General features: G+C 70.9%; 12 protein-coding genes. 5 read left to right on the top strand and 7 right to left on the bottom strand.

Annotation, left to right across the window (positions count from 1 at the left end):
- Nucleotides 1-7: 7 nt before the first annotated feature.
- The 7 genes from AB0M87_RS24740 to AB0M87_RS24710 all read right to left on the bottom strand — a co-directional run bounded on the left by AB0M87_RS24740 (nt 8) and on the right by AB0M87_RS24710 (nt 9032).
- Complete coding sequence (locus tag AB0M87_RS24740) at nt 8-1252, bottom strand: glycosyltransferase (protein WP_365856486.1); 1245 nt, start codon at nt 1250-1252, stop codon at nt 8-10.
- The gene (locus tag AB0M87_RS24735; RefSeq protein ID WP_365856484.1) at nt 1249-2022 is read right to left on the bottom strand and encodes a polysaccharide deacetylase family protein; all 774 of its coding nucleotides are present in this window, start codon (nt 2020-2022) and stop codon (nt 1249-1251) included. Before AB0M87_RS24735 ends, AB0M87_RS24740 begins: the two co-directional genes overlap by 4 nt.
- Nucleotides 2012-3769, bottom strand: coding sequence for a murein biosynthesis integral membrane protein MurJ (murJ, locus tag AB0M87_RS24730; RefSeq protein ID WP_365856482.1), 1758 nt, complete (start codon nt 3767-3769; stop codon nt 2012-2014). Before murJ ends, AB0M87_RS24735 begins: the two co-directional genes overlap by 11 nt.
- On the bottom strand, nt 3766-5142 hold the full coding sequence (locus AB0M87_RS24725) for an O-antigen ligase family protein (RefSeq protein ID WP_365856480.1): 1377 nt from the start codon (nt 5140-5142) through the stop codon (nt 3766-3768). Before AB0M87_RS24725 ends, murJ begins: the two co-directional genes overlap by 4 nt.
- 2 nt (nt 5143-5144) lie before the next feature.
- On the bottom strand, nt 5145-6683 hold the full coding sequence (locus tag AB0M87_RS24720) for a sugar transferase (RefSeq protein ID WP_365856478.1): 1539 nt from the start codon (nt 6681-6683) through the stop codon (nt 5145-5147).
- Nucleotides 6680-7930: a glycosyltransferase gene (locus AB0M87_RS24715; protein WP_365856476.1), complete on the bottom strand. Its 1251-nt coding sequence runs from the start codon at nt 7928-7930 to the stop codon at nt 6680-6682. The genes AB0M87_RS24720 and AB0M87_RS24715 overlap by 4 nt, the downstream gene beginning before the upstream one ends.
- 61 nt (nt 7931-7991) lie before the next feature.
- The gene (locus AB0M87_RS24710; RefSeq protein ID WP_365856474.1) at nt 7992-9032 is read right to left on the bottom strand and encodes a DUF3344 domain-containing protein; all 1041 of its coding nucleotides are present in this window, start codon (nt 9030-9032) and stop codon (nt 7992-7994) included.
- 372 nt (nt 9033-9404) lie between these two features.
- On the opposite strand from AB0M87_RS24710, the gene AB0M87_RS24705 reads away from it, so the two are divergent.
- The 5 genes from AB0M87_RS24705 (at nt 9405) to AB0M87_RS24685 (ending at nt 13878) form a co-directional block, all read left to right on the top strand.
- Nucleotides 9405-9818 (top strand): rodlin, encoded by a 414-nt coding sequence (locus tag AB0M87_RS24705; protein ID WP_365856472.1) that lies wholly within the window; start codon nt 9405-9407, stop codon nt 9816-9818.
- A 228-nt stretch (nt 9819-10046) separates the two neighbouring features.
- On the top strand, nt 10047-10241 hold the full coding sequence (locus AB0M87_RS24700) for a chaplin (RefSeq protein ID WP_365856843.1): 195 nt from the start codon (nt 10047-10049) through the stop codon (nt 10239-10241).
- Nucleotides 10242-10451: 210 nt separating this feature from the next.
- On the top strand, nt 10452-10739 hold the full coding sequence (locus AB0M87_RS24695) for a hypothetical protein (RefSeq protein ID WP_365856470.1): 288 nt from the start codon (nt 10452-10454) through the stop codon (nt 10737-10739).
- 158 nt (nt 10740-10897) lie between these two features.
- The gene (locus AB0M87_RS24690; protein WP_365856468.1) at nt 10898-11311 is read left to right on the top strand and encodes a rodlin; all 414 of its coding nucleotides are present in this window, start codon (nt 10898-10900) and stop codon (nt 11309-11311) included.
- Between the two features lie 302 nt (nt 11312-11613).
- Nucleotides 11614-13878 (top strand): (Fe-S)-binding protein, encoded by a 2265-nt coding sequence (locus AB0M87_RS24685; protein WP_365856466.1) that lies wholly within the window; start codon nt 11614-11616, stop codon nt 13876-13878.
- Nucleotides 13879-13929: the final 51 nt, after the last annotated feature.

Genomic DNA, 13929 nt, shown 5'->3' with positions numbered 1-13929 from the left:
GTGGCGCTCACTTCTCTTCGGTCCGGTGGGGGTTCACGGGCGGGGAAAGCACAGGGGTGGCAGGCGGTGCGGACCCGGGCTTCACGGGCACGGGCTTCGCGGGCGCGGGCTTCGCGGGCGGCACGGCACCGGTCGTCCCGGCGGCCGCGCGGGCGTACACCTGGAGGAGGTCGGCGGCGCTGCGCCCGATGTCGTAGTGGCCGACGAGCGGTGGCGGCGGCAACCGGCCGGCCCCGGCGGACCGCTGTCGGACCAGCGCCGCGTGCAGAGCGTCGACCCGGCACTCGACGCGGACCGCGCCGGGGGCCGGCACGGCGGGCAGGTCGTCGATGGCCGGGCAGGCGACGTGCAGGACCGGCAGACCGGCGGCGAGTGCCTCCACCACGGCCAGACCGAAGGCTTCCTCGGCCGATGCCGAGACGAAGACATCCATGGCACTCAGCACGGCGGGCACGCCGGGGGAGCTGTCGTGCGACCCGTCGGCCAAGGCGTCGCATTCACCCAGCAGGTGGATACGGTCCTCGGCGCCGAGCCGTCCCGCCAGTCGCCGCAGCGCCTCCCGCTGCGGCCCGTCGCCCGCCAGCAGCAGCCGGGCGCCGGGGAGTTCGGCCACCGCCCGGACCAGCAGATCGAACCGTTTGCCCGGCACCAGCCTGCCCACGCCGCCCACCACGAAGGCGTCGGCGGGTACGCCGAGCAGCGCGCGGGTGGCGCTGCGGGCCGCCGGGTCGTAGCGGAAACTGCCGGCGTCGATGCCGTTCGGTACGACATGGATGCGCTGCGCCGGCACCCCCCAGGCACGCAGCCGGTCGGCGACGGTGGCCGACACGGCCACCGTCGCGGTGCCGAGCCGCTCGGTCCGCAGATACAGCGCGCGGGTGCCCCGGGTGAGCGGGCGGCCCTCGATCTGCCGGTCGCCGAGGGAGTGTTCGGTGGCGATCATGGTGCGGACACCGGCCATCCTGGCCGCGATCCGCCCGTAGACACAGGCCCGGTACAGGTGGGTGTGGACCAGGTCGTACCCACCGCGGCGGATCAGCGAGGCCAGCCGGGGCAGCGCGGTGAGGTCGCGGTTGCCCTTCATCGCCACATGGGTGACGGACACCCCGTCGTCCCGTAGCCCGGCGGCGACCGGGCCGGGGTCGGTGAGGGTGACCACATCGCAGTCGACGGGCATCCGGCGCAGCAGCAGGCGCAGTTGCTGCTCCGCGCCGCCGACGCCGAGTCCGGTGATGATCTGCAGGACCTTCATCGGTGCTCACCCCGGGTCAGTTGCCGGAAGTCGTGCAGCAGCCGTTTGGTGTGCAGGCGCAGCCCCCGGTCGGCGTGGCTGATGTGGGCGCGGGGCAGCGCGAGGACGCCGTCGAGCGGCCCGGGGTCGATGGCGCAGCCGTAGGCGTAACCGGCGTCGCGCACCGCGTCGATCGTCCGCCGGTCGAGCGTGCCGTACGGGTAGCAGAAGCCCTGTGGTGCGGTTCCGGTGATCTCGCGGAGCAGCATCCGGCTTCCGCTGGTCTCCTCGTGCAGTACGTCGTCGGTCGTCACGGTGAGATCCTGGTGGTACTTGCCGTGCGAGCCGACCTCCACACCGGTGGCGGCCGCGGCCCTGATGCCCGCCTCGGCCAGCAGGGGTTTACGCGGGCCGAGCGGGTCCCAGGAGTTGTCCCCGCCGAGCCTGCCGGGCAGCACGAACAGCGTCGCCGTGCACCCGTGGCGCTTCAGCAGCGGCAGCGCGTGCTCGGTGAAATCGGCGTAACCGTCGTCGAAGGTGAGTCCGACCAGACCCCGGGCGCGGCCGGCGGCGCGGGCCCGCAGCAGCGCGCCGACGCCGACGCCGGTCAGTCCCCGGCGAGTCAGCCAGCGCAACTGGTGGTCCAGGCGCTGCGGGGCGACGGTGATGCCGTACGGGTCGTCGGAGGCGTCCCCCACCGAGTGGTACATCAGGATCCAGGGACGGGTGCGCGGGCCCCTGGGGCCCGGCGCCGGTACGGAGGCGTGGCGCGACGCCGTGTCAGTTGACATGACGGAACCTTTGTTTGATGAGGCCGAGGAGACCGGCGACTTCGGGGGCTCGCAGGGCCAGCGCGGTGACGGCGAAGACCCCCGGCACGAGCAGGCAGCCGAGCAGCAGGCCCGGCAGGGCTGCCGGGACCAGCGGGGTGAGCAGCAGGCCGGCGGCGCACGCCGCCACGGCGGCGAGGACCAGCCTCGCCAACGTGGTGGCGACGCCGCGGACATGGATGGAGACCACCCGGGTGCCGAGGCCGCAGAGCAGCAGCGCCGCGGTGACGGTGATGCCCGCCGCGTTGGCCGCGGCGATGCCGTACACCCCCCAGGGGCGGACGGCGAGCGCGCCGGCCACCGTGGTGACCAGCAACCCGGCGGCCATCGCGGCGGCCGGGTACCAGGTGGGCCGGGACGCCGAGAAGAACGGCCGGCCGAGCGCACCGACCAGGCAGTGTCCCAGCAGCCCCAGCGCATAGACCCGCATCACGGCCGCGGTGGTCGCGGTGTCCCGCGCGCTGAACGCGCCGCGCTGGAAGAGGACTTCGATGATCTGCGGCGCGCAGGCGACGACCAGTGCGGAGCCCAGCAGCACCACGACCCCGGCCAGGGCGAGGTCCCGCTCGACCCGGCGGCGGGCCTGCCCCTCATCCCCGTCGGCCACCGCCTGGGCCACCACCGGGAAGGTCACCGTGCAGATCATCAGGGACAGCACCATCGGCATCTGGGCGACCTTCTGCGCGTAGTTCAGGTGCGAGATGGCCCCGGCCGGCAGCGAAGCGGCGAGGAACCGCTCGATCAGCACCTGGGACTGGCGGCAGACGGTGAAGAGCACCACGGGCGCGAGCACCCCGAAGCCCAGCAGGGCCGGCCGGGCAGTGGCGAGGGGAGAGCGCCCGGGGCGCTCGCGTCGCGACGAGCGCCGGGGACCCGGGGCCCCTGCCCTCATGTGCTTGCAGAACGTGGGGAGTTGGGCCAACACCATCAGCACACTGCCCGCCGCCACCCCGACCGCCGCGGCGCGCACCCCCCAGAGGGCGTGCAGCACCAGCATGGTCACGATGATGCCCAGGTTGTAGGCGAGGTAGATGGTGGCCGGCGGCAGATAGCTGCGGTGGGCCCGCAACGCGGCGCTGAGGTAGCCGGTGAGCCCGAAAGAGAGCACCGTGACAGCGGTCAGCCGGGTGCAGTCGACGGCCAGTTGGGGGTTCGCGAGGCCCGGCGCCAGCAGTTCCACGACCACCGGGGCGCCCAGGATCAGGGCCCCGGTCGCGCAGGTGAGCAGCAGGAACAGCCGGGGCAGCGTGGCCGAGACCAGGCGGCGGACCGGGTCCGGGGAGTCGCCCGCCGCGCGTCGGGCGAGGGCGTGACTGAACGCCGGGACCAGCACCAGCGCCATCGCGTCCTCGATGAGCAGGGTGGCCGCCATCTCCGGCACGGTCCAGGCGATCAGAAACGCGTCGCTGTCGGCGCCCGCGCCGAAGAGGTGCGCGATGGTCTGGTCCCGGACCAGGCCGAGTGCCGACCCCGCCACCGTCAGCGCTGCGGTGACGGCGGCCGCCCTGACCAGTACCTTCCCCAGCCGCGGTGGCCCCTGCGACGGCTCCGGTCCCTGCTGCCTTTCCGGGCCCTGCTGCCGCTCCGGGCCGGGCGACGGCTGCGGCCCCTGCGTCACCGCCGGCAGCTTGCTCAGCGGTACGACGGGGAGACCGGCGGCCGTGGTGGCTCCGGCGGACGGTTCGAGGTCCGTGGTCGTCTCGTTCATACGCCACTCGACGTCTTCGGCCCGGCCAGCGCCCACCAGGCGACCAGGCCGAACACGATGCCGCTGAGCACGGTCGAGGGGCCGCCGATGTCCCCGTACAGGAAGTCGACGCTCTGCCAGATCATCAGCCCCGCCGCCACCAGGCCGCAGTCCTCGGCGGCGTCCCGGGACCGGCGCGCGGCGACGAGCCTGCGCACCGCGCCCACCAGGAGCGCCGCCCAGCTGCCGATCAGCACCGTGGCACCGAGCAGGCCCTGCTCGCTGAGCACCAGCAGATACATGTTGTGCGGCGAGAGCAGCGGCTGCCGCTGGTAGCCCCGCCCGGCGCCCTCGGTGTCGCTGCCCGAGGAGAGGCCCAGTGAGGCGTCGCCGTCGCGGTGCGCGGGGAAGCCCTTGAGGCCCACCCCGGTGACCGGCTCCGCACGCCACATGCGCACCGCCGCCGCCCACATGGTGTACCGGTCGGTGACCGACTGGTCGGGGGCGTCGGTGACCTGCGTGATGCTGCTGACCCGCTGCTGGATGAGCTGCGTCCCGACGCCGAACCCGCCGACCAGGACCACCCCCAGGGCAACCGCCGCCGGCAGCACCCGGGAGGCCTTCCGGAACCCGGCGCACAGCACGACCGCCAGGCCGGCGAGCAGGGTGGCGATCCACGAGCCCCGGCTGAAGGACAGCGCCAGCGGGACGATCAGCGCCGCCGCGGCACCGATCGCGACCGGCCGCAGCCGGCGCGGGGCACCGCGGGCGGGACGCAGAGCGATCGCGGTCGCGATCACCAGACCGTAGGCGACCACCGTGGCCATGCCCATGACGTCGGTGGCACCGAAGGTGCCCACCGCCCGGATGTCGGAGCCCCGGTAGGAGGCGCCGCTGCGGGTGGCGTACTGGTAGACACCGAAGCCGCCCTGGATCACCGCGAGCACCACGAACGAAGCGGCCACCACCCGGAAGTCCCGGGCGTCCCTGAGCAGCAGGACGACGGCGGCGGGGATCAGCACGAAGATCTGCAGGTAGCGGACGAAGCCGGGCAGCGCGGCGAACGGGTCGCCCGCGGTCACGGTGGCGACCGCGATCCCCACCGCCGGAGCGCCCAGCACCACAGCGGCTGCCGGGGTCAGCGGCCTGGCCCGGCGGCGCAACAGGCGCACCGCGCAGAACAACACCAGGAACGCCGACGCCATATCGGCCACCGACACATTCGTCGAGGTGGTCGACCCGTTCCCGTACGACAACGGGACGGCCAGCAGCAGTACGGGCGCGACGGCCGGAGCCAGCGGCCACCAGTGCGCGAGGTGTCGGCGCGCCCGGCTCGGCGGCGGCGCGGTGGTGGGGGTGGTGAGGGGCCGGGCGATGCCGGTCAGGACGCTCACGGTCAGCTTCCTCCCAGGCGGAAGAGAGAGGTTGCGGTGCGGGCCAGGATGCAGATGTCCTGCCAGAACGACCAGGTGTCGATGTAGTGGTTGTCGAAGCGCGCGCGGTCCTCGATGGAGGTGTCCCCGCGCAGTCCGTTGACCTGGGCGAGCCCGGTGATACCGACCGGCATACGGTGCCTCGCCGGGTAACCGGGGTGCGCTCCGGAGAACTGCGCCACGAAGTAGGGGCGTTCGGGCCGGGGGCCGACCAGGCTCATGTCGCCGCGCAGTACGTTCCAGAGCTGCGGCAGCTCGTCCAGCGAGGTCCGGCGCAGCAGGCCGCCGACGCGGCTCATCCGGTGGTCCCGGGCGACGCTCCAGCGGGTCGCCGACTCGTGCTCGTCCGCCGGGCGCAGCGTGCGGAACTTCAGCAGGGTGAAGGCGCGGCCCTCCTGACCGACGCGTTCCTGCCGGAAGATGACGCCCGGGCCGTCGCAGACCCGTACGGCCAGCGCGCACAGCGCCATCACCGGCGCCGCCACCGCCAGCACCGGCAGGGCGAGACAGATGTCGAGTCCGCGCTTGCCCCAGTGCTGCACCCGGTGCGCGGGGGCGGAGTGCAACGGCCGGACGGTGAAGCCCCAGAGGTGATCGGGGGGCATGCCGGTGGGGGCGGACCCCCGCGCCTGGCCGACGAACCACATCCGCACCCCGTGTTCGGCGAGCAGCCGGACCAGCGCTTCGTCATCAGGCCCGGCCCCGCCGTGCCCGGGTGCGACGAAGAGCGCGTGGCGGACGGTGGTCTGGATGACGGCCCGGCCGATGTCCTCATGGCCGGACAGCACGGGCAACTGGGTGGGCGGCACCGGCAGCTGGGCGGGCAGCACCTGCCCCGCCGGAGTCCCGTCGTCGCTCACCGCGGCCGGTCCGGTCTCGACGATGCCCACCGGGCGCATCCCGTAGTCGGGGTGTGCGTACAGCGCGGCGCCGATCTGCTGGGCGGTGGCGCCGCCGCCGATGATCAGTGTGGAGCGGGTACGGCGAGCCGCCCGGTGGCGCGCCACCCGGTGGACGACGCCCCGGCCGGCGCAGCCGATGGCCGTCTGCGCGGCGACCGCGGTGAGCAGCGCCTGCCAGGCCGGCGCCCGGACCGGCCCGACGGACGCCAGGCCGGCCGCCGCGGCGCACCAGACGATCAGGGCGTGGCCGAGCAGCGTCGGCAGTTCGGTCAGGGCTGACGGCGAGAGCCTGCGCCGGTAGAGCCCCCGACGGGTGTGCAGCGCCAACTGCAGGACCAGCAGGGGCAGCAGCAGCGGCAATACCCGCATCGGAAGGTGCAGCCCCGGCACCGCGGCGACGGTGAGGACGGGCGCGAGCACGTCGGCGAGAACCAGCGGCGCCCCGCCGGTGCTGTCAGGCAGCCGCAGGGCTCCGGCCCGTTCGGCATGCCGGGCGTCCGGCCGTCTCGGTGGGTGGATCGCGGGGGCCGGCCGCTGCACGGTCGTCGCCGCGCCGCCGTCCTGGCCGGTGTGGGGGGCGCGTGCGCTGTCCATCGTCATCGGCTGATGTGCTCTCTCGTGATGGATCGGGACCGGCCCGGCGCTCGGTCCGGCGGTCGGTTCGCCGGGCCGGTCGCCGGCCCGTCCAGCGGTCGGCCGAGCAGCTGCCCGTACAGCTCCGAGACGGCGGCGGCCGTGTGCCGCACATCGAAGTGGGCCCGGACGTGTGCTTCGGCCTGCCGGCCCAGCGACTCCCGCAGCGCGGGGTCCGCCAGCAGTTGGATGACGGCGTCGGCGAGCGCCCCGGGGTCGTCCGGCGGTACGAGTCCGTGGTGCTGCCGGCCGGGCGGCAGGCTCTCCCGGGCGCCGCCGACATCGGAGAGGACCACCGGCCGGCCGCAGGCCATGGCCTCCAGCGGAACGAGTGCCATGCCCTCCCAGCGGGACGGCAGCACCACCACGTCGGCGGCCCGCAGCCAGCCGCGGGCGCCGTCCACCGCACCGGTGAACAGCACTCCGGGCGGGGCCGTCCGGGTCAGCCGTTCCCGGTCGGGGCCGTCACCCACCAGCGCCAGACGGGCACCGGGCACCCTCCTGGCCACCTCGGGCCAGGCCCGCAGCAGTACGTCCTGACCCTTCTGCGGGCAGAGCCGGCCGACGCAGACCACCAGCGGGTCTCCCGTAGCGGGGATATCCGGTGGGCGGCCCGCGGGGTCGGCGTCGCCGGTGCGGTCGGCATCGTCTGCGCGGTCGGTGCGGAACTCGGTGAGGTCGACGCCGTTGCGGATCACCGTCCAGTGGGCGGCGATGCCGGCGGCCTCTCCGGCGGCCCGTTCGGCTTCGCTGACACAGAGGATGCGGTCGGCCCAGCGGGCCGCGTACCGCTCCCAGGCAAGCGCGAGCCGGGAGACAGCACCGTCGACCGCTTCGAAGGACCAGGCGTGCGGCTGGAAGACCGTCGGGACGCGCCCGCGTACCGCCAGCCGTCCGGCGAGACCCGCCTTGGCGCTGTGCGCGTGCACCACGTCGGGACGGATCGCGCTGATCAGCCGGGCCGCGGTCGCGGTTTCGGCCGGCAGCGCCGGGCCGGGTGCCCGGCCGGCCTGCCAGCCGAGCACCTCGGCGCCGACGGCAGCGAGCTCGCAGGACAGCCGGGTACCCGGCGGGCAACCGACAACGGCCCTGATTCCGTGACCGACCTGGGCGCGTACCAGATCGGTGACCACCCGGGGGACCCCGCCGGTCACCGGCTGGACCAGGTGGAACACCGTCAGCCGGTGGCTCGCGGTGGTGATTTTTTGCAGCACGTGCGGCTCTCTTCGATACCTGGCCCGGCAAGCGGGCTCACGGAGCACGGAAAGGTGAAGGTCAGCGCCGCGAATCCGCCTGCACGAAGAGCGCACCGAGAAAGTACCCGTGCTTTTCGGCGGAGAAATGGAAACGCAAGCTGTCTCCGCCGTGGGAGAGAGCGGGTTTCAGGTCGAATACGTCCGAGTCGTAGCCGAGCGTATTCACGTACGCGGGTTGTCGCTTTTCCGCTGAACGGCCGAAATCTGTGATGGTAGAATTCATCACATTATTGGCCGGATTGGCGGAATTGCTCAAAGTGAACGCCTTACGGCTGCCCGCCGTGACGCTCACCGCATCGCCCTCGACGCTGCGGTCACCGTCGTAGGCGACCACACCCGCCCGACCGGCGGCCCCGGGCGGGATGGCGAGGCCGGGCAGTGTCACCGACAGCGCCTGCCGGTCCGTACCGAGGGGCTCGAAACCGTCCCAGAGGGCGAGCTGACGTTTCGGCTCCTGGTCGTCCCGGTAGGCGACGACCAGGGTCCAGCCGCCCCAGGCGCCGACCGCCGACCGCCCCCTGGCGACATTGACCTGCGCCACCGTGTAGCGGCCGGACCCACTGCTGCGGATCAGCGGTGTGACGTCGGCCGATGCCTGGAAGGCGTCGCTGCCGTCGGCGGTACGGTGCGCGATGCGGGTGTCGGCCAGTACTTCCTTGTACTCACCGCCCTGCTCGGCGATGAGCACCCGGCCGTTGTCCTTCGGCGGCTTCTGCTCGCCGACCCGCAGATTGGCACCCCAGTAGAGCCGGGCGTAGCTGACCTGAGAGTCCTCCGGGAGGGTCAGCTCGGCGCGGGTGGAGTTGTAGGTGTGGGGGTCCTTGTCGACGTCGCTGTAGAACATGTCGAAATCGCTGTTGGCCCCCTGCCCGCCGTGCCGCACCCGTCGGCAGTCGGCCACCGCCGGGTCATCGGCGGACCGACAGCTGATCGCGGAGTTGGCCGCCGTGGCGATGCCGCCGTGCTGCACCGCGTGATAGCGCTGCGCGAAAGGAATCCTGGCCGCTTCCCGGGGAGTGGAGCCGGCCGGTGTCGCAAGAAGTGCGGCCGAAAGCGCCACGCACGACAGTACGCCCAGAACATGGCGCGCAGCTGGACCCGTCGTTCTTCTCATTGACTGGCTCTCCCGTTTCCATCAAAACGACTTCCATCAAAGCGACCAAGCAGGAGTGCACTTTGTCAGAAAGCCAGTTGGAAATCACGCAGGACTCGCACAATTTCGACCACCATGCGATCATCTCTGGACGCTTGGTGCCCATCCGGGACCGTTTCAGCGCTCCCGCAGGCGCACACAGGGCGCACGATAAAAGCGCACTCCCCGCCCCCGCTCCGAGCACGCTGCGGCAATCGGGTGATAGGCCGGAACCAAACGCAATGACGGGAGTTGATCAGCTCGCTCCGATACCGGGCGACATGCAGAAAAGGGACCACAGTGATCAAGAAGATTCTGGCCACCGCGGCCGTCACCGCCTCCATCGTGGGCGCCGGCGCGACGCTGGCTCCGCAGGCCATGGCCGTCGGCAACGGGGGCGGCACCACCACGGCCAGCAACAACAGTGCAGTGCAGGCCTTCGGCAATGAGGCCACTCACGGCGACATGAGCCCGCAGCTCAGCCTGGTCCAGGGCTCACTCAACAAGCCCTGCATCGGCCTGCCGGCCAAGGCCGACGTCGGCTCGCTGGTCGGCTTCGTCCCGGTCACCGTCCAGGACATCCCGGTCCTCTCGTCACCGCAGAACCAGCAGTGCACCGAGAACTCCACCCAGGCCAAGGGCGACGACGCGCTGTCGCACGCCCTCTCCAACATCCCGGTCCTCTCGGGCAACGGATCCGTCGACGGCAGCTGACCGATACGCATTGCTCCATTGAACTGAACCCCGCTCAAGCATTGGAGTGACTTCCGATCAGGAAGGAACTCCGAGGTTTCCAAAAGCGGCGCCGTTCGTTACCAGTCCTGCAGTGGTGTTCAGAATCAGGAAACTGAGAACGCGTCGCGATGGTCGTGCTGCGGAGGCACCGCTACAGGAAGGATCGACATGAAGTTCACGAAGGCTGCTGTTGTCGTTTCCGGTCTCATGCTGGCTGTGGGTGCCGCGGCGCCCGCCATGGCCGACGCGGGTGCGGCGGGTAGCGCCACGAAGTCCCCCGGCGTGATCTCCGGCAACGTCGTTCAGGTGCCCGTGCACGTTCCGGTGAACGCATGCGGCAACACCGTCAACGTCATCGCGCTGCTGAACCCGGCGTTCGGCAACGCGTGCGCCAACGTCTGAGCCTGAGGGCTGCCCGTAAGGGCTGTCGTTGACGTGGCCGTCGGGAACACCACCGTGTTCCCGACGGCCACGATGCGTTTCCGTGCCGCGTTTCCCTTACCGGTACGCGTCGTTAGGCAGCGCGGCGGTGGCGCATCAGCATCCTCAGGATGGTGTCGGGGCGCGAGAGTCGTGGCCGCGAACAGCGCCGCCGGAGGAAGGTACGAAAACATGAAGTACTCGAAGGTTGCCGTGGTCGTCGCCGGTTCCGTGATGGCGATGGGCGCCGGAGCAGCCACCCCCGCGTTCGCCGCAGCGGGCGCCGTCCCGTCCACGACGCTCACCGACGGCCTGACCGGCGCCACGCAGACGCTGCAGGACCCGCACTCCCCGGTGGCTCCGGTCACCGGCGCCGCGGGCAACGTGGTCAAGGCCAAGAACGAAGCCCCGCAGAAGGTCCTTTCGTCCGTTTCGCACGTCCCGCCGATGCTGGGCGGCGTGCAGCTCGGCGGGAACTGAAGCTTCTCCCGTCAACTCGCCCTCCCGTCAACTCGCCTGTCACATTCGGGCGATCACAAAGCCATATGAGTGAAGTGGCGCAACCATTGCTCCGGCCGGGAGTTGATCAGGTCGCTCGGAAGCGGGCATTCCATGCACCAGAAACAGAAGGACGCGACATGATCAAGAAGGCTATGGCCACTGCGGCAGTCACCCTTACCGTGGCGGGCGCCGGTGCGATGATGGCCCCGCAGGCCATGGCCGTCGGGAACGGCGGTGGCACCTCCACGCGGAGCACCAACGACTCCGCGCAGGTGTACGGCAACGCCGAGACGCACGGCGACATGAGCCCGCAGATGAGCCTGGTCCAGGGCTCGCTCAACAAGCCCTGCATCGGCCTGCCGGCCAAGGCCGACGTCGGCTCGCTGGTCGGTGTCGTCCCGGTCACCGTCCAGGACATCCCGGTCCTCTCGTCGCCGCAGAACCAGCAGTGCACGGAGAACTCCACCCAGGCCAAGGGCGACGACGCGCTGTCGCACCTCCTCTCCAACATCCCGATCCTCTCGGGCAACGGATCCGTCGACGGCAGCTGACCGCGCCCGAACCGCCCGGGCCCGCACCGTCCGGTGCAGAACCGGTGGAGCGCCGAAGGGGCCCGGCCGCAGCGCACGCTGCGGCCGGGCCCCTTCGCCATACCCCGGCCTTCTGCCGGAAATATGTGGTATATGCGGTATATGCGGCATCGGACTGATCCGCTGAGGCGTACCTGAGCGACGCAGATCACCGCCCGCGCCGTAACATCGCGGCCGGATATCTGGGTACGCTCAGCACGGACCAAATTAAGTTACTGCTTAGTATTTGCTGAAATCCCACCTCGCAGGCCCGAGGAGCCCCCATGCAACTCGCCGCGATCATTGTGTCGCTGGTACTCGCCGTGGTCGGTATCGCGCTGTTCGCTCGAGCCATCGCGCAGATCTACCGCTACGTGCGGCTCGGTCAGAACGTCCCGGCGGGTACCCGCACGGACGAGCCGGGCCGACGCACCGTCACGGTGGTGAAGGAGTTCCTCGGCCACACCCGGATGAGTAAGTGGGGCATTGTCGGCTTCGCGCACTGGTTCGTGGCGGTCGGCTTCTTCTCGCTCGTGCTGACTCTGGTGAACGCTCTCGGTCAGCTCTTCAAGGCCGACTGGCTGCTGCCGGTCATCGGCGACTGGCTGCCGTACGAGATGTTCGTGGAGTTCATCGGGGTGATGACCACGCTCGGCATCCTCACGCTGATCGTGATCCGTCAGCTCTCGCTGCCGAACCGGGCCGGCCGCAAGTCCCGCTTCGCCGGCTCGAACTTCGGTCAGGCGTACTTCGTCGAGGCCGTCATCCTGATCATCGGTCTGGCGATCTACACGCTGCGCGGCCTCGAGGGCGCGCTGGCGGGCGTGCACGGCTACCAGGCGGCCTACTTCGCCTCGTATCCGCTGGCCGCCGCCTTCAAGGGGATCAGCGTCTCCACGCTGCAGAACCTGATCTACCTCACCGCGATGATCAAGATCGGGACGTCGTTCGTCTGGATGATCGTGGTCGGCCTCAAGACCGACATGGGGGTGGCCTGGCACCGTTTCCTGGCCTTCCCGAACATCTGGTTCAAGCGCGAATCGGACGGCGGCACGGCGCTCGGCGCGCTGCAGCCGATGGCTTCGGGCGGCAAGGAGATCGACTTCGAGGACCCGGGCGAGGACGACGTCTTCGGGGTGTCGCAGGTCGAGCACTTCTCCTGGAAGGGCCTGCTGGACTTCTCCACCTGCACGGAGTGCGGCCGCTGCCAGTCGCAGTGCCCCGCCTGGAACACCGGCAAGCCGCTCTCCCCGAAGCTGCTGATCATGAGCCTGCGGGACCACGCGCACGCCAAGGCGCCGTACCTGCTGGCCGGCGGCGGCAAGAGCATGGAGGGCGAGGAGCAGGCCACCGCTGAGCAGCTCGCCGACGTGCCCGCCGCCGCCCTCGCCGAGGCCGAGCGCCCACTGATCGGCACCCTCGAAGAGGGCGGTGTGATCGACCCGGACGTGCTGTGGTCGTGCACCACCTGCGGTGCCTGCGTGGAGCAGTGCCCGGTCGACATCGAGCACGTCGACCACATCGTCGACATGCGCCGCTACCAGGTGATGATCGAGTCCAGCTTCCCCAGCGAGGCGGGCACGATGCTCAAGAACCTGGAGAAGAAGGGCAACCCCTGGGGGCTGGCCAAGAAGCAGCGCCTGGAGTGGACCAAGGAGGTCGACTTCGACGTCCCGGTCGTCGGCAAGGACGTCGAAGACCTCACCGAGGTCGAGTACCTCTACTGGGTCGGCTGCGCGGGCGCCCTGGAGGACCGGGCCAAGAAGACCACCAAGGCCTTCGCCGAGCTGCTGCACATCGCGGGCGTCAAGTTCGCGATCATGGGCGGCGACGAGAAGTGCACCGGTGACTCCGCCCGCCGTCTGGGCAACGAACCGCTCTTCCAGCAGCTCGGCCAGGAGAACGTGGCCATGCTGAACATGGCGTACGGCGAGGACGATGAAGACGCCGCCACGAAGAAGCCCAGGACGGCCAAGAAGATCGTCGCGACCTGTCCGCACTGCTTCAACACCATCGCGAACGAGTACCCGCAGCTCGGCGGCGAGTACGAGGTCATCCACCACACCCAGCTGCTCCAGCACCTGATCGACGAGGGCAAGCTGATCCCGGTGACCCCGGTCGAGGGTCTGATCACCTACCACGACCCCTGCTACCTGGGCCGCCACAACAAGATCTACACGCCGCCGCGCGAGATCATCGCCAAGGTGCCCGGCGTGCGCAGCGAGGAGATGCACCGGCACAAGGAGCGCGGTTTCTGCTGCGGTGCCGGTGGTGCCCGGATGTGGATGGAGGAGCGGATCGGCAAGCGCATCAACAACGAGCGCGTCGACGAAGCCCTCTCCCTCAACCCGGACATCGTGTCCACCGCCTGCCCGTTCTGCCTCGTCATGCTGACCGACTCGGTCAACGGCAAGAAGAACGACGGCCAGGCGAAGGAATCGCTCCAGGTCGTGGACGTCGCCCAACTGCTGCTCGACTCCGTCAAGGTCCCGGTGGACCCGGCCGGCGAACCGGCCGAGGACGCGCCGGAGACCGAACCGGCACAGTAATCCGCACGGGAGCGCGAAGGGGCCGGATCCACCCGAGGGTGGATCCGGCCC

The organism is Streptomyces sp. NPDC051320 (genome assembly GCF_040682175.1).
Taxonomy (GTDB): Bacteria; Actinomycetota; Actinomycetes; order Streptomycetales; family Streptomycetaceae; genus Streptomyces.
Note: the sequence above shows the minus strand (reverse complement) of the source record. Positions and strands in the feature narration are given on the sequence as shown.

What these genes read in the sequence shown, in the direction of transcription:
- AB0M87_RS24740 (WP_365856486.1), bottom strand. Translation starts at nt 1,252, where the DNA reads ATGAAGGTCCTGCAGATCATCACCGGACTCGGCGTCGGCGGCGCGGAG.
- AB0M87_RS24735 (WP_365856484.1), bottom strand. Translation starts at nt 2,022, where the DNA reads ATGTCAACTGACACGGCGTCGCGCCACGCCTCCGTACCGGCGCCGGGC.
- murJ (WP_365856482.1), bottom strand. Translation starts at nt 3,769, where the DNA reads ATGAACGAGACGACCACGGACCTCGAACCGTCCGCCGGAGCCACCACG.
- AB0M87_RS24720 (WP_365856478.1), bottom strand. Translation starts at nt 6,683, where the DNA reads ATGACGATGGACAGCGCACGCGCCCCCCACACCGGCCAGGACGGCGGC.
- AB0M87_RS24700 (WP_365856843.1), top strand. Translation starts at nt 10,047, where the DNA reads ATGCTGGCTGTGGGTGCCGCGGCGCCCGCCATGGCCGACGCGGGTGCG.
- AB0M87_RS24695 (WP_365856470.1), top strand. Translation starts at nt 10,452, where the DNA reads ATGAAGTACTCGAAGGTTGCCGTGGTCGTCGCCGGTTCCGTGATGGCG.
- AB0M87_RS24690 (WP_365856468.1), top strand. Translation starts at nt 10,898, where the DNA reads ATGATCAAGAAGGCTATGGCCACTGCGGCAGTCACCCTTACCGTGGCG.
- AB0M87_RS24685 (WP_365856466.1), top strand. Translation starts at nt 11,614, where the DNA reads ATGCAACTCGCCGCGATCATTGTGTCGCTGGTACTCGCCGTGGTCGGT.